We start from the raw sequence: 21,422 nt of genomic DNA on the forward strand, positions 1-21,422 counted from the left end.
ACTAAGCACATGGACAAGGGTACGATGTCAACTTTAGGAAAAGATAAAATGCTCGTGTGGCAACTCAAAAATTATTGGCAATTAGCTCTTTTTACTCAGGTAGTTCCTACTCTTTTTCTTTGGTGATTCAGGATTCTTACGAAAATCAGAACGCAATCCAGATTCATACCATAAACTTATGGCAAGGACATCAAATCCGATGCTAAAAACCTTTCTACGAAATAATTTTTCTTCTACTTCTAAATACCAAAACAATGAACTAAGCATCTCACTCTAAAATATAGCATAGCCTTGGTATTATATCATAAAATGCTCCTTATGGAAAAAGTATTTTATAACTCAAAAAGAAGCGAATTTATAACTCTTTATTCCAATTGCTGGAATATTTAAATCGTATACGAAGATAAAGAACTAAAATAAAAAAATAGTGCCAATAATAAAATAACCTAACAAAATTAAAAATAATAAGTTATACGATTAAGCAACTGCACACTTCTTTTTAAGTTTTAAAAGGCATTTTTGAATCTCTCTAATATCATTCATAATCTCTACAAAATCAGATTTTTCCATATTTTTCAAAGTTGATTCTGCTTTACGCAAAACATCTAAACTTCTAAAAAACACACCATCCAGAACACTCATTGCTTTTTTACCAGCTCTCAAAGCATCCATAATACTTTGATTTACCATTTTTGCATCACATCCCTTCACTGCTCCAACACATTTTTGCAGTAATTCATTGATTGAACCGATTTTTACGACACAATCTAAGGCAGAAGATATATATGGCTGCTCTTGATTTGCTGAATCAGAATTATAATTAAAATCTTCTGATATATGATTCTTCATAGAAACAACAAGATTTGAGAATGTATTCTTCAACTTCTGAGTACCAATGTATGATGAAGTACTTTTCAGAGCATCATCATACATCTTTTCCAAGAACATAAGCTTTTGCGATACCACATTCAACGCACACCAAGCAAAATCCTTCGCTTCAACAGCTTGTTGCTTTCCTCTCTGTAATAATTTTTGCTCATATTCTTTCTGCACCGCAATAATCCTGACTTCTGGAGTTACGTGCAAGTCACTAGCAAGTCCAACCTTCGACATAAGCCAAATAATCCACTTATGAACGTCAAAGTGATACCACTTATATCCATTTCTGTAATCCTTGCCAAAAGCATGATGATAGTTATGCCAATTTTCTCCCAACAACAATAATGCAAGCCACCATACATCTACAGAACTATCATCCGCATACCGTTTTCTCCCCCAAAAATGACATATAGAATTCACTGAAAAAGTCATCTGTTGCTGTAATGCTCTACCTAAACCACAAAAGAGAAAGCCGGCTAATATAGCCTGAATTGGCTCGCTAAAAAAAACAAAACCAAGCGCAGCAGTAGGAACTACCTGAGTAAAAAGAGCTAATTGCCAATAATTTTTGAGTTGCCACACGAGCATTTTATCTTTTCCTAAAGTTGACATCGTACCCTTGTCCATGTGCTTAGTAGTAGATTCTCCAAATATCATCCAACCAAGATGCGCCCAAAAAAATCCTTTTATTGGATTTTCATATTTTACTGGGGTATGAGGATCTTTATCAGTATCGGGATACGCGTGATGAAACTTATGATCAGATACCCATGCAAGCACAGGTCCCTGTAATGCAAAAGCACTAGTAAATATTAACATCACTTCTATAACCCTATTAACTTTATAAGAACCATGCGCCCATAATCTATGTAGTCCTATACCAACTGATATATTTGAGACATAATAGGCTATTACAGCTAGCCACAGCTCTTTCGTACACGCTCCATAAAGTGCAACGTAAAATATAACACCAAGTAATATAAAGATAGGATACACTACAAGAACGATAGCGACCGGCCAATTAATTCTAGAATTCATACTAAATCTAAAAAAGTGAAATAAGTACTATTCGTCAATAGAAGGAGTATTTTATTCGCTTCAATCGAATATGACGCACATCATACATCGCTATGGTACACTTCCGGAAAATGCTATGTCAATAAAAAAGGTAGAAACATACAATATACGCACAATCTATGAGCGAATACATAAAGTTTCTTTAAAGAGCATACAAGATAGGATGTTTTATAAACTTAGAGAAATAAAAGACTAATCTTTATCATCATGAAGTACTTTCTCTATTTCAAAATCACCCATAAACTTTTGTATCGATTGAATGAATGAAGTTTCTTTAATTTTCTTGAATGTTAAATCTTTGTTTATTTTCTTTAAATCAAAATAAGTAGGATATTCCATATCTGTCACAAATTCCAAATTCCAATTTTTGCCTGTTACCTCAGCTAAATGAAGCATTAAATAAGCTTTTTTCTCATCACTAATTGGATTAATCTTCATAGTATGATTATCATAATTTACATCAGCAACTCTTAATTCATTACTAATAGTATAAGATAATTCAGTCTTACCCTTATCTATTATGAGATTTATTAATTGTTCCAATTTATAAAATGAATCTGTAATACAATTTTCATACTCAACAACGCTATCGACAAATGTAGGCTTTATCACTTCATCATTCATAATCATTCTTAAAATATCCATTAATTTATCTGTGCTTTCAAATGTGCCAACATATGACATTTTCACTAAAGTTACCTCAAGCATTTTTGTGATATCAAGGGTATATTTAGCTTGCTTTTGAAGTTCGACAAGTAAATTCCACGCTTTCAGCAGAAATGCTTTATCCATTACACGGGTATCATCTAGCAATACGCTCAACCAAGAATCAGGACTTCGAATAGTACCATTTCGAACAATACATCCATGTATCACAACAAGAAGTGCTTCCAATATGGCTTTTGCTTGATCTATGCCACTATGGCATAACTTTCTAGTCCTCTCTAATCCTCTTTCCACATCTGAATGCGCAATATCTTTTAACACTTCAGCTGCTGTAAGTAACGATACATGCCCAATTAACGACTCAATATCGTCAAGAGTGATGGTAGGAGAATTCTGACTATTAAATAATGCTACAGTTAAAGCTTGTTCTAAAATTGACAAACCATCTCTTATCGAACCCTTAGCAGCTTCTGCCACCACATCAGCTACGCCCTCTTCCATTTTACATCCTTCCTTTTTGAGCACATCATCATAGTATTCAGTTAATTCGAATTGCGACAACGCCCTGAGATGCACTCTCTGACACCTAGATATTATAGTTTCTGGTATCTTTCTAAATTCAGTAGTAGCAAGAATAAATTTAACATGAGAAGGAGGTTCTTCTAATGTTTTTAGAATTGCATTAAAACCACTGCTAGAAACCATGTGCACCTCATCTATAATAAAAATTTTATACCGAGCTTGAAGTGGCATATATTGGGCTGTTTCTATAATATCTCTAACATCGTTCACACTAGTATTACTAGCAGCATCTATCTCCATAACATCCGGATGTTGCATTTTCATTAATTGTACACAGTTATTACACATACCGCATCCTTCTCCATTATCTCCAAGATTTACACAATTTAAAGCTTTAGCAATTAATCTCGCGATAGTAGTTTTTCCAACTCCACGGGTTCCGGTTAAAAGAATTGCATGAGGTACTCTATTTAGAAGGACTGCATTTTTTATCACTTTCACGCTCACATCTTGTCCAACTACATCCAAAAACTTAGAGGGTCTGTACTTTCTCGATAAAACAATATGAGAGCCGCTATCAGTCATAACCTATAATAATAAATATATAACGTATATTTGATGTTTTATAGCTTACTTTTCACTATATAGCACTACCTTTCGCAAGAGAAAATAAAAAAATAAACTTTGTCATAATGAATATACATCAAAATCGTATCCAATATACCAAATATTAGTTTGAAGGAAGAAATTTCTTGGTATATAAAGCCTTATGTGTTATCCAGTAGCTATATACAATAGCTATTCAAGGTAAATGCGAACAATGGAATTACAAAAAGAGAATTTTAATAAATTCGAAACACCTACTTTATATAAAGTAATATCATTATTACATAAATCTTCTAATGTACTAGCCCTACTACGAGATCTATGTACCCCTCCAGAATTGAAGGTTTTAAGAGAAAGATTATTGATAGCTCTCTATCTTCAACATAAACCTAATTTTTCGTATAAAACAATTAAAAACCTCACAGGAAGCAGCATAACAACTATAATGAAAGTGAATAAAGTACTACGAGATAAAAATCGTTATGGATATAAAATAATACTACCACAGTGTGATATTTATACCTCACTTGAAGAAGCTCTTCTGAAAACAAAGACTGCAGAAAGATGTAAAAATTTTATATCAGATATCTGTACAACTCATGAAATTAATATACTAGAGTCACGAATAGTCGTAGCTTATCTATTAGCAAAAGGTTCTAGTAATAAAGAAATAATTAATTTGATTTCAGTGAGTACTGCCACATTAACTAGAATAAGAAGGTTCTTAAATTACGAAAATAACAAGGGATATAAAGTGGCTTTTCACTTTTTTGATGAATACAATAATGATACAACTATATTAAAATTTCAGATATAAAACTCTACCTCTTTTCCCTGTCATTCAATATCCTATAATTCAATGCTTCACTTAAATCGTACTTCGATATCTTTGACACATTTTGCTTCAGATCAGCAATCGTTCTAGCTACTTTCTTTAATTTATTTATGCTCCTAGATGAAAAATAAAACTTTTCTACTATTTTCAAAAATAGCTTTTCTCCTTCTTCATCCATTTCTGTTACATCATGCAGTAGCTCCCCCTCCAATTCTGAATTTAAACACGTTTTTCCATTTTTTATATTGCGCTTCTTCTGTAACTCCCTTGCTGCTATTACACGCTCTAATACTAGATGTGATCTCTCTTCTCTTCGTTCACTATAGTGTAATGGATTGTACTCATCACACATACTCACTTGTAAATCAAACCTATCTAGTAGTGGACCAGAAATTCTATTTTGATAATCTGTAGCGCAATTTGGAGCTTTTTTACATATTGCCATGATATTCTTACTACCAAAATATCCACATTTACATGGATTCATAGCTCCTATAAGCTGAAACTTAGCAGGATATGCTACATGATTGTTAACCCTCGCAAGCTGCACATACCCCATCTCTATTGGTTGCCTTAATGACTCTAAAGTACTCCTCCCAAATTCAGGCATTTCATCAAGAAATAATATACCTAAATGAGAAAGAGTAACCTCTCCAGGACTCGCATCTTTTCCACCACCAATCATTGCCGGAGTTGTACATGAAGAATGCGGCTCCCTAAATGGTCGTTCTGTAATAAGACCATTCTCTGCTTGCAATGTCCCAGCCAAACTAGCAATAATCGTTGCTTCTAGCTGCTCTTCAGTAGTAAGAGGAGGCATAATCGTATGCAAACGACTTGCTAACATCGATTTTCCAGATCCTGGAGGACCAACCATCAATATATGATGTCCTCCAGCAGCGGCTATCTCCATTCCTTTTTTTGCTAAAATTTGCCCTTTCACATCAGAAAAATCCTTACTATATTCAGTATTTTTCTCTTCCTTTGGATAAGAATTAACATATCGCTGATTATTAATAATCTCTCTGCCCTTTAGGTGGTTGATTAATTCTACAATATGCGAAGCTGCTACAATATTCTGATTACCAGAATATAATACTTCCCTAATATTCATACTGGGACATATGATTCCACAGCCTCTCTCAGTAGCCTTGATAGCTGCAGGTAAAACTCCATTTACATGCCTTATACTTCCATTTAATGATAACTCTCCTAATATTATAAAATTTCCAACTTCCTCTTGTGCCACTACTTCCATAGCTACTAAAATTGATAAAGCGATACACAAATCAAAATGTGTACCATTTTTCATAATATCAGCAGGCGCTAGATTAATCGTAATTCTTTTTGCAGGAAGACCAAGTCCTATACTATTGAACACAGCCCTTACTCTATCTCTTGATTCCGCTATCGATTTAGCAGCAAGACCCACAATGTTAAAACATGGCAGCCCTGCTCCTATATGGGTTTGCACCTCAATCTCTTGTACTTCGATTCCCGAAAATGCAACGCTTTTTACTGTAGATAACATAATGTTCTCTCTCTGCATAAATTTTTTGTGCTATCATTAGCATTAAGCAGCACAAAATGGAAGAAATTTTTGCAGTATAATAACACATAACTCACAATAGACGGCAACATCCATAAAGTTTACGATAAATTTTGTATTTCTCCTTTCATACTATTAGTAAATGCTTCGGTTATTTTTACAGTAACTATATCTCCTATTTTCACGTTGTAAGGCACTTTTTCTACTATTACAGATTGCATATATTCCGTTTTTCCAATCCACTGAGAATTATGTTTACCATCTTTCATTAGTAATATTTTAACTTTTTGCTCCAACATCTTTCTATTGAAACACAATCTTTGTGCTTCTAGTAGCTCTTGCAACTTTGCTAATCTCTCTTGCTTCACTTCTTCTGAAATCTGCTCCGACATCACTGACGCCGGAGTTCCCGGTCTCGGACTATACTTAAAGGAATATGCTGAAGCATAGCCGACAACTTTTACTAATTCCAAAGTTTCGCTAAAATCTGCATCTGTCTCTCCTGGATAACCAACTATAAAATCAGAAGAAAATTGTATTTTATCGGAAATCATTCTAAATCTTTCAATAATTTCAAGATATTCCATTGCAGTATGCTTTCTATTCATGCTCTTAAGTATCTTATCTGAGCCTGATTGAACTGGTAAATGTATAAATGGCATTATTTTAGGATGCTTATGAGCCATGAATAGCAATTCATCATTCATATCACGCGGGTGAGATGTAGTATAACGTAATCTAGCAATCCGATGATCTTGTGATAGATTTTCTAATAAACGCCCTAAAGTCCATAAATTACCAAACCGATCTACTCCATGATATGCATTTACATTTTGCCCTAAAAGAGTAATTTCTGATACATTTTTGCTGTCAAGAATACATGAAATTTCTTCTATTATTTTCTCAGGAGAACGTGAATACTCAGCGCCTCTGGTATATGGAACACAACAAAAATGACAAAACTTATCACATCCTTCTTGAATTGATACAAATGCCGAAACTGACTGTGAAGAAACATCCATGGGCAAAGCATCGAATTTTTTATTCTCCTCGAATGAAAGGCTTATAAGCCATTTTTTCTCTCTTCTTATCTTTTCTATCAGAGCAGGCAGTTCATGGTACGATTGAGGGCCAACTACTATATCCACTATAGGGGCTCTTTTCACAACCTCCTTTCCTTCTGCTTGTGCCACGCACCCCGCTACTACTACTACCATATCTTTTCCGTCTTGCTGCTTTTTAAGTTTTAAATTAGCTAATCTACCGAGTTCTGCATATAATTTTTCGGAAGCCTTTTCTCTTATGTGACACGTATTAATTATTACAATATCTGATTCCGATGGAGTATCGGTAATCATAAAACCATGTGGAATTAGCAAATCTTGTATTTTACTAGAATCATAAACATTCATCTGACAACCATAGGTCTTTACATAAAGCATTTTGGACATTCTAAGAGCAGAATTGAATTACATAGAGAAATAATGTAACATAGGACTACGATAAAAAAAACTGTATTGATTTACAGCGGTAGATGAGATACTTCACTTTTTTCTTACTATGCATTAGCTGCCTTTTTTTAAAAGGTTGCACAAGTACAAAATGCAGTAATTCTATGAATGATGATGAAAAATTTGAGTACGCTGTTAATCTTGTACTAGCAATGGAGGGTGGATATGTCAACAACCCATATGATAAAGGGCAAGAAACTAAATACGGCATATCTAAGAGATCTAATCCAAATATAAATATCAAAAACCTTACCGTAAGACAAGCAAAGCAAATATATTACGTAAAATATTGGAAACCAAATCGCTATTATCTGATAAAAAATACCATAATAGCAGCAAAAATATTTGACATCGCGGTACATGCAGGTTCTCAGGTAGCCAATAAAATGCTACAAAGAGCACTTTGGGCTACAGGTTGTAAAAATGTACATGAAACTGGAATATTAGATGAGCAAACTCTCAAAGCAACTAATAGAGCAAAACCTGCAATACTATTAAGTGCTCTCAAATCAGAAGTTGCAGGGTATTACAGAATAATATCGTCGAAAGACGATAATAGACTCTTTTTAAGAGGATGGCTAAAAAGAGCGTACTCATAAATAGGTATATAATAAAAGTGGTAATAGGTCTCCGTCGCTGCCCCGTATCAGTTTAGATTGTAACCTTATTATGTACTACAAGCATCTTGCACAAATCTAACATTCTATTTGAAAAACCAATTTCATTATCGTACCAACACATAACTCTAGCGTTATTATGCTTTACAAATAATTGAGTCGTATCAAATATACAGCTATGTCTGGAACCGTTAAAATCGCAAGAAACTAATTCTTCTGAACTTAATGTCATTATATTAGGGTGAATGCTAGAATATTCCAGCATGGAAGCCAGCAAAAGTTCAGTAGAAATATCACGATCTACTGTAAATCTAAAGTCCACAACGGAAACATTAGCAACAGGAACACGTAAACTTGCTCCTCCAATCTTATCTCCTAATTCAGGAATTAGTTCAGATATCATACTAGTAAATCCTGTTTTGGAAGGAACGATTGATAAGTTAGCTGCTCTACCTCGTCTTTTATCTTTATGCGAACTATCTAATAACGCCTGATCATTAGTATATGCATGAATTGTAGTAGCAAAGCCCGATGTGATTTTAAATCTACTATCTATCGCTTTAATCACTGGTAAAATGCAATTTGTAGTACATGATCCGAGGGTAATTATATGATTATTCTTTATCTCTTTTATCCTGTCATCATTAACACCAAGTATAATCGCATGTTCTGCATCCTCACATGGCGCAGAAACGATTACATTAACAATACCACTTTTCAAAAAATATTGCTGTAATAACTTCTTTTTATTAAACGCTCCACTGCACTCTAACACTAAGTCAACACTACCTTTTATAGCATCAGAAAGTGCCTCTACACTCTCATGAGAAATCACTTTAATACCTTTGCTTATAGTGGGAAAAAATAAGCCATCATCAACATATTCAATCGGTATATCTAGTACACCATGTGTAGAATCATACTTAAGAGCGTAAGCTGCACTTTCGATAGAAAGTGAACGTCCATTAATACATACTATATCGAAAAATTCACCATATTCATGATGAGCTTTGATAAAACTACGCAATACACTTCTGCCTATTCTACCAAATCCATTAATACAAACTCTCATAATGCAATGATGATAAATAGCAAAACTATTGAGTAGATTGAGGTGGAACTGTTACAACTTGTTTCGCTCTTTTAAAGCCTCCAGTAGCGGCAAAGTCATTATATAAAACCGCTCTTTTTTTCCGTAAATACGGTTTTTCTTGATAAGATCTGTCATTAGCACAAGCAACAAGAAAAATCCATGAGAAAAAAAGCAACACAAAACGTAACAACATACAAGGGCATATAGATATAAATCTCTTCGAAAGAATAGTAAATCAAATCTCTCTTAGCAAGAAAATGACTTAAATTCAGATATATATTTTTCTTGCATTTAATCTACCTACCTTACAAAGCATTTCATGCGGTAATCTTTTAGGAAGATTTGAAATTTTAATTCCATTGCCAATTAAATTAATAGATGTCGCTAATAAGAAATCAGCATCTGACATAGAAGAAGCATCGAATATTGCCAATTGCATAGCATTTGATATCATTGGAATTTTGTGATTCATACAGACACAAAAATTATCATTTTTCCACTTTTCATACCAACCATACCAATAACCACACTCAGCTGTAATGACTTTACTTCCAGTTTTTAGTATAAGATCTCCTCCATATCCTATAACTGCATCTTCATCTAAAATTACTTTCTGTAGTATATTTGCTTTTATCTCCACCACTGACTCAGATAAATTGAGAGAAGCATTGGAAGCTACGTCAGAATATAGCAAAACACCAACTCTCACCATAGAAAAATAATACTCTCTACCTAGCAATAGACCAAATGAATTAGCAAAAGTATGCTCCATTACTATGCTATTCCATGCATTTTGAACTAAAGAAATTGCATCTTTGAATTTTTTAAGCTGCTTCTCATTCAACGGATGAGAAGGTAATTCGGAAACACTCATGTGCCCCATCAATCCTATACATTTAATACCTAAAATTACCGGTAATCGATTTATATTATGATTCTGATTTGAGTACTTCTTAGTAAATTCAGACAATTCTAATTCACTAAAACCCGTCCTGATCATTCCTACAGCTACATATAAAATCATTCTAGGTTCAAGTACTCTATCTGATATCAGTTTTAAAGCTGCTGTAAGTAATAAGAATTGCTTTTCGGTATTAATAACAAATATAAAACCTCGTTTTATACCGATTAGAGCATTCTCTACCGAATCAGGACCGTGTACGACGTATATATTAACGCTATCAGCTAAACCAGCTTCATTCGTAATGTCAAAAACTTCTAGTGCTTCATGAATATCGGCTACCAAAAAATCCTTACATTCAGGCAGAAGAACTGTAACTACATTTCGTAATCCCATTCCATACGCATCTCCTTTCACAACAGCACAACAACGCGTATTTCTCCCGATAAAATTCGTTATTTCTAAGTAATTACTCCTAATATTGGTAACAGAGATAGTAGTTTCCATGTTCTAATAATTATAACATCATGGCTGCTTCTTATCATACGGAAGAGTTACAAGCAATACATCTGAAAATCCTGCATCTTTTATCATGTTAAAGACAGATATTAGAGCACCATAAGTAACACTTACATCTCCCTTAAGCATTATTACAGAATTCTTTTTTTTCTTAGCAATTGCATTTAATTTATACGGAAAATTACCATCATCAGAGATCTTTATCTCATCTATAAATATATCTCCATTAGAAGTAATAGATACTACAATTGACTCTTTCAAATTATCTTGTTGTATGGCTGCTGTATTTGCATTCGGTAAATCTACATCTATCCCTCCAACCATCATAGAAGATGTAACCATGAATATAGTGAGAAGTACAAGCATTACATCTACAAGTGGAGTAATATTGATATCGGAGTTGATGCCTCTTGCTTTTTTATAAGATGTTTGAGCAATACCCATGCTATTGAATTAAAGAAGAAATGATGTGATTGAGAAGCCTAAACTTATCTAGTGGCACTCCCATGAAACATGTTTCTTTATCATACCAAAGCATATTATCATTGCATAGACTTTGCACCGTTGAGAATTTCAAATTTTGCATCATAATATCATCAATTTTTACACCAGACTCTAATCTCAACCCAGTCAATAATTTTTCCATAAAAACAGCTTTTTCATCAAGAAATTCTACAGTATTTATACAATCAGCATTCTGTTTTACTTTGGAAAACCATTGCTCATAGTAATAATCATCAACTAGTGCAACAGAATGACAAGAAAAAGGTTCGAAAGAATCTGCTAGTAATTGATATGATTGAGCTCTTATTCTGCCATGTGCTCCAGGACCTATCCCAATATATTCTTCATACTTCCAATATGATAAATTATGAACACTTTCATAGCCTTTTCTTGCATAATTCGAAATCTCATATCTCCGTAAACCATAACTTTCCAACAGTTCATTAGTCACTTCATATAATTGTAAAGCCATCTCATCATCAATCTCTCTTAACAAACCTCTGTTCTTTAGACTATTAAATTTTGTTTTTGGCTCTATTGTAAGGTGATAAACAGAAAGATGAGAGGGTTTATATTTCATGACTGTATCCAACTCCCATCTCCAGCCTTCGGTAGTCTGACCATAAGTACCAGATATTAGATCAAACGAATAATTACTAAAAATAGAAGACACTTCTTCCATCGAACGAATAGCATCCTCAGCAGAATGATCTCTACCTAAAAATTTTAATCTCTCTGGTTGAACACTTTGTATCCCAACAGATACTCGATTGATTCCGCAATTTTTAAGCTCTATCAATTTTTGACGCGTTATATCACGAGGATTCATCTCTATCGTAACTTCAAAAGGCACTTTTTGAAAATCACTCACAAAACGTACAATGCAATCTATCTCTGAAACAGGTACTAACGAAGGAGTACCGCCACCAATGAATAGAGTAGAAACCCCATTCTTCTGCAATAATGGCTTATAAAAAGACAGACGTTTTATATATGCATCGCCCCACTCTCGAAAATCCACACATCCTTTAACAACGTATGTGTTAAAATCACAGTATGGACATTTTTTAGCACAAAACGGCCAATGTACGTATACAGAAAGAGACAGCTGAATTATGCGTAAGTTTGCAAACTCTTCTTCACATAATGAGTGATATTGCTCACCATTCTAGAAGCTGTATTGAGTTTCAATACACCCTTTGATTTTGCTTTCATAATCTCAGATTCCACAGTACGCAACAAGATAAAAACTTCATCTCTAGGAAGATCATTACGAATCACATCGGTAACTTTTTTCCGCAAATTTGAGACAAAGGTTTTAACCTTACTTTTAACAGCTCTATTTCTCTTGTATTGCTTTAATGAGCGTGCACGCGCTTTGACCGCAGAAATATGTTTTTGTGCCATAAGTATCACTATCGTTCACGTAAGTGATAGCATAAAAACGTCACTGTATCAATATCGATTAACGATTACTAAATAGAAAGCTACCCTTTTGTAGCTTTTTCATCTCCTGGTAACGTCACACTTCTCCATGGATTTTCTGAATCAAAATTCCTATAAGCTTGCTCTAGCATGATTGGTTTTTTCACGACAGTTCCAGTACTTGGTTCGAAACATACATCATGATGACCACTGAGAGGAAAATCTTTTCTTAAAGGATAATGCTCAAAATCATTTTCATTTAATATTCTCTTAAGATTAGGATGTGACAGAAATTTAATGCCAAACATATCATATACCTCCCTTTCATACCAATTCGAGGAGTGATATATTTCATGTGCGGAGGGAACAGATTCGTCTTGAGAAACAGGTAGACGTACTCTCAAACGCCAATTGTTAGTAAGGCTAAGAAGATGATATACAACTTCAAATCTCTTTTCTTGATCGGGATAATCAACAGCGCAAACATCTAGGAGCATTTCAAACGATAAAAGTTCATCGTTCTTCAGAAAATCCAAAAGTTGATTAATACTAGAACATGAGTGCAGTATTATACAAACTTCTTTCCAAGAAGGATGATGATAGAATTCGCATAAAGAAAGCACATCGCTACACACATCACTTATCTTATACTTTATCAATAAAGAATATAACTCACTCTGACGCGTCATAAAGAATAACTTTTAAACATGGGGAATTCTGTTGCCCGGCTCCCCGAAAACCGCTAGTTCAGAGAAAACGTTTATGCAAAAGCAATTAATCGTTCCTCTTCTCTATGCATTACTACATTATCGTTTGCATTTATTTTTGTGATCAGTTTTACAGCTGTATCACGCTGAGCAAAAGCTAACACCCTTTTAATATATGTCGAATCTATTTCACCCCCTCTTGGTGGAGATGTAGGGTTCTGCCCCCTAGTCCATTATATCTATTACGGAGAGCGTTTATTGCCATAGATTAACTTGCATTAACCATATTCATAATATCATTACTGAAATTACTAGTAAAGCACTGCTGACACTTGAATTTAATAAGTGTAAAAATTACTCTACTCTCGATAATAAGTATGTTTAGCATTTTAAAATGCATGAAGTAAAATCAATGCTCCAAACTGGAACAGATATTATCTTACATTCATGTTGTGCTCCATGCTCAGGAGAAGTGATTAGAAAGATGAAAGATGAAGGACTTAACATTACGATTTTTTTCTACAATCCTAACATACATCCTAAAGCAGAGTATGAAATACGTAAGTCCGAAAATATAAGATATGCCGAAAAACTTGGAATAGAATTTATTGATGGAGACTATAATGTACAAGACTGGTTTACAAATGCAAAAGGATTAGAAAAAGAACCAGAAAGAGGTATCAGATGCACGATGTGTTTCGATATGCGCTTTGAAGCAACAGCAAAATTAGCAAAACAAAGAGGCGTAAGTATATTCACAAGTTCATTAGGGATATCTAGATGGAAAGATATGGCACAAATCAATAACTGCGGTATTATGGCCGCTAAGAAATATGACATACAGTACTGGACTTATAATTGGAGATTAGATGGGGGAAGTGAAAGAATGTATAAAATAGCAAAGTCAGAAGGATTTTATAAGCAAGAGTATTGTGGATGCATATTTTCCCTCAGAGATACCAATGAATGGAGAGTTAAAAAAGGAAGAGAGCCAATCACTATATGTAAAGAATTTTACGAAGAGTAACGGGCTGCAGTACTTAATGCATTAACCATTAAGCAACTCGCTTAATTGAGCTATAAAGTAATTAGATGTATAAAAAATATTAAATATTATAAGAAATTAATTTTCAGTTTATTTTTTTATAGACAAATCATCGCCCTACAGTTACATTCCGCGATGCGATAACTAGGATTATGCGTTTTTATAGCCAAATGCAGCAGAGATTAGCAGATAATATCACCTTACTAAAATGTGTTCTGTTTATAGTAATGGTCTTGTGTTGTAATGGGTGCGATAGTGATTCTCATAAAAGTAATAATGATTCTAACAAATATGGGAGAGACGCCCATAAATATGGTAAGTATAAAGATAATGATGACAGAGAATTTGAATTCAAAACAGATTACTATAGCGTATTCTACTGGGAAAAACTTTGGATAAATGATGATGGGCGATATGGAGATAGACATAAATTTATTGGTACTGCAAAAGGACTTTTAGCATGTAAGACTCTAGCAATGAAACATGCAAGCAGTATGAGAGAACTTTGGTATTGCAGAGCATATTCATGCAGTGGTACCGATGGCGGGGTACACCGTTATGAAGAGTATTTCGGAGAAGAAGAATGTCTACCAATCGGGAATAGTGCTAATCCAAATAGCCCTGAATATTTAGGAAGATAAATTGAAGAAATATTGAAAACAATCACACATTAGGACGTTTTATGCATAAGAACACCGTTCTCCCCCAAAAGGAAGATGGTGCCTAGGAGAGGACTCGAACCTCCATGACCATAAGTCATCGGCACCTGAAGCCGACGCGTATACCATTCCGCCACCTAGGCATCTCGATGAATTGCATTAATCAACTTTTCGTTGTAGATTATACTATGTATATATTTTTCATATGACAAGCAAGAACAAAATTTACCTTACGTAATGCTGAAGACAAATCATGGAAATAGCATATTTTATGGAATATTACTCTCCGTAACACTTGCAATCTGCATATCAGTCGTACTGCTGTGCGAACAAACTGATAGAACGGATGACTTGGTACAACATAGCCATATGTATGCAGAACAATCTCTTATCAAAGCTAAAATCAATCAATATAAGCTTGATAGCAGCTACAATTTGGCAGGTATTTTCCAAACTTTGGGAATATCATCTGATTCTTGTCAAAAACTAGAGAATGATATTTTTAAAAAGTACAAAAAAGCAAAATTTAAGGTAAATAAGGAAATACTGGTTCAACAATATAATTACGACGACACAGATACAAAACTCTTAGAAGTAAGAAACGGTAAAGATCAAATCTGTGCAATGTTCAGTGAAAAGAAGCAAATACATATCGTAAAGCATTTCAAAAACGTAAAAGAGAACTGTAAATTACATAAAGATTTCCTTGTTCATGAATTTATCAAAATCGCTAAAAAAAGGAGACTACCTAAAGAATCATCAATTTTCTTCATGAGCGGTAAATTAGACGAGAAATTGACAATATCACAAAATTTTAAAAAAAGTGGACTCCCTGATAAAGTGATATATCACTGCAATAAGCTTATAAAAAATATTGGATACACTAAAAAAGCTGAAGGAGAATTCAAAATAGCATATTCTTATGCGAACAATGGATCTCCTACAATCTTATATGTATCTATGAAAAAACACTCTACAAAACCTCCAATCGAGGCTTTTTTCTATAAAACTGGTACACAAAGTGGGTACTTCTTTAAAAATGGGATGCTCGTTAATAAGCCACCTCAAACGCAAAGCACATTCATATCTCCTGTAAGAGGTAAAATAACATCTATTTATGGACGAAGGAAGCATCCAATATTCGGAACGTATCGAATGCATCAAGGTATAGATTATGGTGCACCTCGCGGTACCTTAGTAGTTGCCTCAAATCATGGAATAGTAAAAGAATGCTCATATAATAGAGGGTTAGGTAGGTATATCAGAATACAACATGATAACGGATACTCTACAGTATATGGTCATCTATCTCAGTTCAGCCCTAACATAATGGTTGGAAAGAAGGTATCTCAGAGACAGATAATAGGATATGTTGGTAATACCGGCACTTCTACAGGTTCTCATTTGCACTTTGAAGTACGAAAGGGTAAGATTGCGATGAATCCACAACTCGTATGTGGTAGTGCAGCACATGGCATTACTAAACGAACGCAAAGCATACTAACAAAAGACTTTAAGTTACATATGTGTAATATTGAAAAATTATTCTCAGCACAACAAACACCACATATCCAAACTGCACTTATATCGCTTCCGTATACATTTTGGTAATGCTAAAGCATGAAGTGAATTTATTAAATCTCTTATGAAAGACTTCGATGTGATAGTAGTTGGTGCAGGACATGCAGGAATTGAGGCTGCAACTGCAGCCGCTCGAAGAGGGTGCAATGTAGGTTTAATAACAAAATCCGATACTAACTTAGGAGAATTATCATGTAATCCATCAATAGGAGGAGTTGGTAAGGGGACCATTGTTCGGGAAATTGATGCACTAGATGGAGTTATGCCACAAGTTGCAGACATGAGCAGTATACATTTCAAAATATTGAACTCTAGTAAAGGACCTGCAGTATGGGGATATAGAGCTCAAATAGATAGAAAAGCATATAAAAAATGCATGCTACATATACTTTCTCAATACTCTAATCTTACAACTATATTCGGAGATGTAACAGATATCATATTTGATAGTAATTTCAATACAGTACAAGGCGTATCCGTTACCGAAGCCAACTCACTCAGTAATTATCAAATATCATGTCGTAGCATAGTAATCACTACTGGAACTTTTCTGAACGGTAAGATGTACGTTGGTGATTCCATATCAATAGGGGGACGATATGGCGAAAATTCTTCGATAGAATTGCCAAAATTATTTAAGAGACTTGGATTTTCAACAGGAAGGCTTAAAACCGGTACACCGGCACGTATAGTAAAAAATTCAATAGATTATAGATATCTCGAAGAACAATATGGCGATGCTGTACCACAAAGATTTTCAACAAAAACTTTACCATTCTCACAACCACAAATTAGTTGCTTTATTACTTATACAAATAACCTCACTCATGAAATTATTAAAAAAAATATTCATAAATCTCCTATATACTCCAATTTAATACAATCTGTAGGTCCTCGATACTGCCCTTCAATAGAGGATAAAATAGTCCGATTTCATCGTGACAGACATCAAGTTTTCTTAGAGCCGGAAGGACTAGATAGCACTTTGATATACCCAAATGGAATATCCACTTCTTTACCGCAGGATATTCAAGAAAGCTTTATAAGAACCATAAAGGGATTAGAAAATTGTGTAATTGCTCGATATGGATATGCAGTAGAATATGATTTTATCAATCCAAAAGAACTATATCATAGCTTGGAAACTAGGAGAGTAAGTGGATTATTTTTAGCTGGGCAAATAAATGGAACAACAGGATATGAAGAAGCAGCAGGACAGGGTATTATAGCTGGTATCAATGCCGCAACTTATGCGATAGAAGGTAAAAATTACGAAAAATTCGTATTATCTCGTAGTGAAGCATATATAGGCGTAATGATAGATGATCTAGTTACAACTGGTGTAAAAGAGCCATATCGTATGATGACGAGTAGAGCCGAATTTAGAATGGTACTTAGAGCAGATAATGCAGAAAAAAGACTAACTGAAAAAGGCATAAAATACGGCTTGGTAAAAGATGAAAAAGCAAAACAATATCATGCACATCAAGCTAATTTTAAAAGCGCTATCCTTATACTACAAAACATAAAAGTCGACAAAACAGTAATTGAAGCATATCCATTTCTAGAAAAAAGAGCAGGTAGAACGTTGTGGGATATAATTGGATTACCAGAAGTAGATTGGAAATCTATACTAAATAATATTCAAAATATCAGCCATTATGACGATAATATAAAACAACAAATGCATATCGAAAGCCTATATTCCCATTATATATCGAGACAAGAAAAAGAAATTGCGGTAATGAACGATGAAGTTAACACTACGATACCAAAAGCATTAAACTATAAGCTTATACCATCATTATCTACTGAAATTTCTTCAAAGTTAGAAGAAATCAAACCTCAAAATATGAGTGAAATAAGAAAAATAGAAGGAATTACTCCGATAGCATTGTTTATTATAAAACAATACATTGCTAAGATGACCTCACAGATGCAATAATAGTTGATTTTATTATAAAGAAGTCACATGATCTGAGACTGAATTATACAACATAAGTCAAGATATAAGATTGTAATAGTTGGACGCACTTACGAACGTTATTGCAGACGAACTATTTACCATACAATTTTTCATAATATAGAAGTAATAAATGTATGTATGAGGTTATAATTATCGGTGCAGGGCCTGTAGGACTTTTTACAGCCTTTGAAACTGGAATGCTTGGTCTTAAAACAGCAATTGTCGATTCTTTGAGTTATATTGGTGGACAGTGTGCAGCTCTCTATCCCGAAAAACCAATATACGATATACCAGCATGCCCAAAAATCCTAGGAAAAGAGCTTATTAATAATTTATCTCAACAAATACAACGTTTTGATCATGATATTTTTTTAGAATATTCTGTTATTTCCATTCAACAAGATCAAAAGAATGAGTGGATTTTAAAAGCAGAAGGTAGAAAAGATATACATGCTAAAACTGTTATAATTGCCTCTGGTGGTGGAATACTAGAACCTAAAAAACCCGAGTTAGAAGGAATAGAAAAATTAGAAGGTGATAGTGTATTATATAGCATACAAAGTCCGAAAATTTTTAGCGGAAAAAACATCGCTATTGCCGGTGGCGGTGATTCTGCAGTAGATTGGGCAATTATTCTAAGTGATATTGCAAACAAAGTGTACTTTATACACAGGAGAGATACATTTCGTGCTGCACCTTCGAATATAAATGAGATGATGGAAAAATGCCAAAATGGAAAAATAGAGATGGTAATACCATACCAATTAGAAAAACTTATTATTGAAGATGATAAATTGAAAGGTATAAAAGTAAGTCACATTACATCCGAAACTGAACTACAAACAAAAAAGTTAGATGTACAGTATCTATTACCATTCTTTGGGCTTTCGATGGTGAATACTTTTATTCATACCATAGATGGTATCGTACTCACCGAAGATAGTAAGCAAATAAAAGTGAAGCAGTCCGACATGTCAACTGCAGTAAGTGGGCTATTTGCAGTAGGCGACGTATGCTATTATAATAACAAACTAAAACTTATTCTCACAGGTTTTTCAGAAGGTGCAACTGCAGCACATGCAGCATTCAAAATAGCGAGACCAAATACAGAACTAAGAATCAAGTATTCTACTCAGCAATTCCACTCATGAAAAACAGTATAGAAGATGTATTAGGATATAAATTTCAAAATATCTTATTACTTCAAGAAGCACTTAATCACCCTAGTTTAAACACCACAAAGTGGAAAAAGATCAAAACATATCAAAGATTAGAATTCTTAGGAGATGCAGTAATACAACTCGTACTTTCTCATTACATATATGCTCTAGCATTTCAATATAGTGAAGGAGAGCTTTCTCTTATGATGTCAAATCTCGTAAATGGTGAAGTATCAGCACGCATAGCAAAAAGCATATACCTTGGAAAATATATCGCAATGAGTTACTCAGAAGAGAATGATCTTGGCAGGACAAAAAATAGCAATCTCGAAGATGCGTTGGAAGCTGTTATTGGAGCAATATACCTTGATGGCGGATTAGAAGAAGCAAGAAAAGTTATTCATAGTTTATGGAAAGATATGATAGATGCTAAAAGTATTAGTTCTCTTACTAGAAAAAATGAAAAAACTGAGCTACAAGAAATATTACAAGAAATGAGAGTGGAGTTACCACAATACCGATGTATTGGCATAGAAAAAGAGAAAGATGAGGAAATTTTTGTAATAGAAGTGAGTGCTGGAAGATGGAAATGTGAAGGAAGAGGCAAGAATAAAAGAGAAGCAGAACGTTCGGCTGCTAAAGAGATGCTAAAATTTATGGCAAAAGGAAAGCAAAAAAGCTGATATAATACCTTAAAATGGAATCTCTAAAAAATATAAATTTTAAATAATACAATATAAATATAGGGAGTGGTTACTCATGAGAGATTGAATGAAAAATATATTGAAAAAACAAAGGAGAATGAGTGTAATAGCATATAATTATTAGAAAGAAATATATTAGAATGGCTTACTGTAAAGCAAGAGACATCGTGGTAGAAAAAAACGATATAATGGACAAATTAAATATGTTCATTATGAAAAATACATTAAGTGGAATTGCGATAAGTATAGTAATATATGGAGGAATAAGTTTCTTTTATAGAAAGGAATTGGACGGCATAAGTGATGACATGGAAGCTAATGACATAAGTGATAATAAAGATAATAAAGAGGAGGATAGTGTGGCGTCGGGAGAGGCTAAGAAAGAGGAAGAGATGAAGAAAGAATGGTGGCAGAGTGCAGAGGAAGAGACGAAGAAGGAATTGGAGAGATTAACTGATGAGCAGAAGATACGAATGAAACAATTGAAAGCTACTGAAAAGGATTTTGAAGAGCGTTACGTAAGGGTACAAGAATATATAAAAACATATCAAGTAGTGAAAAATTATCGTGCAGAGTTGAAATTTTTTGGTAAAAGAATGGATGAAAAGACATATAAAATTGTTATCCTAGAAAGTAAAATAGAACAAAAAAAGCTGATAGGAGATGGAATTGCTGTAGCGGAAATAGAAAAAGAAAAGCTAAAGACAGTATATGAGAGATTGGAGGTAGAAGGAGAAAAACTTGTAAGGATATTACAGGACTCACGAGAATATATAGAAACACATCCAGAAGTAAAAACTGAGAAAGAGAGAATGACATTATTGGCTCATAAAATGAATGAGTCATTTACTGAAGCAGATATACTACATAATAAAGCAGATAAAAAGGAAATAGAA

Annotated in this window: 20 protein-coding genes, 1 tRNA gene and 1 other RNA gene; 9 read left to right on the forward strand and 13 right to left on the reverse strand. The window is 33.9% G+C overall.

The annotated features are described in order from the left end of the window. Positions 1-477: 477 nt before the first annotated feature. Complete coding sequence (locus Fokcrypt_RS00005; RefSeq protein ID WP_323722163.1) at positions 478-1,917, reverse strand: acyl-CoA desaturase; 1,440 nt, start codon at positions 1,915-1,917, stop codon at positions 478-480. Positions 1,918-2,148: 231 nt separating this feature from the next. Then, complete coding sequence (gene dnaX, locus Fokcrypt_RS00010; RefSeq protein WP_323722164.1) at positions 2,149-3,729, reverse strand: DNA polymerase III subunit gamma/tau; 1,581 nt, start codon at positions 3,727-3,729, stop codon at positions 2,149-2,151. Between the two features lie 235 nt (positions 3,730-3,964). On the opposite strand from dnaX, the gene Fokcrypt_RS00015 reads away from it, so the two are divergent. After that, positions 3,965-4,567: a YerC/YecD family TrpR-related protein gene (locus Fokcrypt_RS00015; RefSeq protein WP_323722165.1), complete on the forward strand. Its 603-nt coding sequence runs from the start codon at positions 3,965-3,967 to the stop codon at positions 4,565-4,567. A gap of 4 nt (positions 4,568-4,571) precedes the next feature. Here Fokcrypt_RS00015 and Fokcrypt_RS00020 read toward each other — a convergent pair whose 3' ends face one another. Together Fokcrypt_RS00020 and miaB are read right to left on the reverse strand one after the other, a co-directional pair. Further along, the gene (locus Fokcrypt_RS00020) at positions 4,572-6,134 is read right to left on the reverse strand and encodes a YifB family Mg chelatase-like AAA ATPase (RefSeq protein WP_323722166.1); all 1,563 of its coding nucleotides are present in this window, start codon (positions 6,132-6,134) and stop codon (positions 4,572-4,574) included. Between the two features lie 101 nt (positions 6,135-6,235). Then, entirely contained in the window at positions 6,236-7,585 is a 1,350-nt protein-coding gene (gene miaB / locus Fokcrypt_RS00025) for a tRNA (N6-isopentenyl adenosine(37)-C2)-methylthiotransferase MiaB (RefSeq protein WP_323722167.1), read from the reverse strand. 164 nt (positions 7,586-7,749) lie between these two features. Here miaB and Fokcrypt_RS00030 point away from each other — a divergent pair, with 164 nt between their 5' ends. Then, the gene (locus tag Fokcrypt_RS00030; protein ID WP_323722168.1) at positions 7,750-8,244 is read left to right on the forward strand and encodes a glycoside hydrolase family 108 protein; all 495 of its coding nucleotides are present in this window, start codon (positions 7,750-7,752) and stop codon (positions 8,242-8,244) included. A 52-nt stretch (positions 8,245-8,296) separates the two neighbouring features. Here the strand turns inward: Fokcrypt_RS00030 and Fokcrypt_RS00035 are convergent, their stop codons facing one another. The 8 genes from Fokcrypt_RS00035 to ssrA form a co-directional block, all read right to left on the reverse strand. Continuing rightward, positions 8,297-9,334, reverse strand: a complete 1,038-nt coding sequence (locus tag Fokcrypt_RS00035) for a type I glyceraldehyde-3-phosphate dehydrogenase (RefSeq protein WP_323722169.1) — start codon at positions 9,332-9,334, stop codon at positions 8,297-8,299. A 25-nt stretch (positions 9,335-9,359) separates the two neighbouring features. Continuing rightward, entirely contained in the window at positions 9,360-9,548 is a 189-nt protein-coding gene (locus Fokcrypt_RS00040) for a hypothetical protein (RefSeq protein ID WP_323722170.1), read from the reverse strand. A gap of 75 nt (positions 9,549-9,623) precedes the next feature. Continuing rightward, positions 9,624-10,763, reverse strand: a complete 1,140-nt coding sequence (locus Fokcrypt_RS00045) for an alanine racemase (protein WP_323722171.1) — start codon at positions 10,761-10,763, stop codon at positions 9,624-9,626. An 18-nt stretch (positions 10,764-10,781) separates the two neighbouring features. Next, positions 10,782-11,219: a biopolymer transporter ExbD gene (locus Fokcrypt_RS00050; protein WP_323722172.1), complete on the reverse strand. Its 438-nt coding sequence runs from the start codon at positions 11,217-11,219 to the stop codon at positions 10,782-10,784. 1 nt (position 11,220) lies between these two features. Then, entirely contained in the window at positions 11,221-12,396 is a 1,176-nt protein-coding gene (gene hemW, locus Fokcrypt_RS00055) for a radical SAM family heme chaperone HemW (protein WP_323722525.1), read from the reverse strand. Further along, the gene (rpsT, locus tag Fokcrypt_RS00060) at positions 12,393-12,686 is read right to left on the reverse strand and encodes a 30S ribosomal protein S20 (RefSeq protein ID WP_323722173.1); all 294 of its coding nucleotides are present in this window, start codon (positions 12,684-12,686) and stop codon (positions 12,393-12,395) included. Before rpsT ends, hemW begins: the two co-directional genes overlap by 4 nt. A gap of 80 nt (positions 12,687-12,766) precedes the next feature. Then, entirely contained in the window at positions 12,767-13,393 is a 627-nt protein-coding gene (locus Fokcrypt_RS00065) for a complex I 30 kDa subunit family protein (protein ID WP_323722174.1), read from the reverse strand. Positions 13,394-13,410: 17 nt separating this feature from the next. Beyond that, positions 13,411-13,734, reverse strand: a transfer-messenger RNA (tmRNA) gene (ssrA, locus tag Fokcrypt_RS00070). A gap of 71 nt (positions 13,735-13,805) precedes the next feature. Here ssrA and Fokcrypt_RS00075 point away from each other — a divergent pair. Beyond that, on the forward strand, positions 13,806-14,438 hold the full coding sequence (locus tag Fokcrypt_RS00075; protein WP_323722175.1) for an epoxyqueuosine reductase QueH: 633 nt from the start codon (positions 13,806-13,808) through the stop codon (positions 14,436-14,438). Positions 14,439-14,626: 188 nt separating this feature from the next. Continuing rightward, the gene (locus Fokcrypt_RS00080; protein WP_323722176.1) at positions 14,627-15,097 is read left to right on the forward strand and encodes a hypothetical protein; all 471 of its coding nucleotides are present in this window, start codon (positions 14,627-14,629) and stop codon (positions 15,095-15,097) included. A 76-nt stretch (positions 15,098-15,173) separates the two neighbouring features. On the opposite strand, the gene Fokcrypt_RS00085 is transcribed toward Fokcrypt_RS00080, so the two are convergent. After that, positions 15,174-15,258, reverse strand: a tRNA-Leu gene (locus Fokcrypt_RS00085). Positions 15,259-15,352: 94 nt separating this feature from the next. Here Fokcrypt_RS00085 and Fokcrypt_RS00090 point away from each other — a divergent pair. From Fokcrypt_RS00090 to Fokcrypt_RS00110, 5 genes are all read left to right on the forward strand, one after another. Next, entirely contained in the window at positions 15,353-16,726 is a 1,374-nt protein-coding gene (locus Fokcrypt_RS00090; protein ID WP_323722177.1) for a M23 family metallopeptidase, read from the forward strand. 34 nt (positions 16,727-16,760) lie between these two features. Continuing rightward, positions 16,761-18,641 (forward strand): tRNA uridine-5-carboxymethylaminomethyl(34) synthesis enzyme MnmG, encoded by a 1,881-nt coding sequence (gene mnmG, locus Fokcrypt_RS00095; protein ID WP_323722178.1) that lies wholly within the window; start codon positions 16,761-16,763, stop codon positions 18,639-18,641. A gap of 155 nt (positions 18,642-18,796) precedes the next feature. Beyond that, positions 18,797-19,813 (forward strand): NAD(P)/FAD-dependent oxidoreductase, encoded by a 1,017-nt coding sequence (locus Fokcrypt_RS00100; protein ID WP_323722179.1) that lies wholly within the window; start codon positions 18,797-18,799, stop codon positions 19,811-19,813. Continuing rightward, the gene (gene rnc / locus Fokcrypt_RS00105; protein WP_323722180.1) at positions 19,810-20,505 is read left to right on the forward strand and encodes a ribonuclease III; all 696 of its coding nucleotides are present in this window, start codon (positions 19,810-19,812) and stop codon (positions 20,503-20,505) included. The genes Fokcrypt_RS00100 and rnc overlap by 4 nt, the downstream gene beginning before the upstream one ends. A 233-nt stretch (positions 20,506-20,738) precedes the next feature. Then, positions 20,739-21,422 (forward strand): hypothetical protein (locus Fokcrypt_RS00110; protein ID WP_323722181.1); only part of this gene is annotated, 684 nt, incomplete at its 3' end.

Source organism: Candidatus Fokinia cryptica (genome assembly GCF_034359305.1).
Taxonomy (GTDB): Bacteria; Pseudomonadota; Alphaproteobacteria; order Rickettsiales; family Midichloriaceae; genus Fokinia; species Fokinia crypta.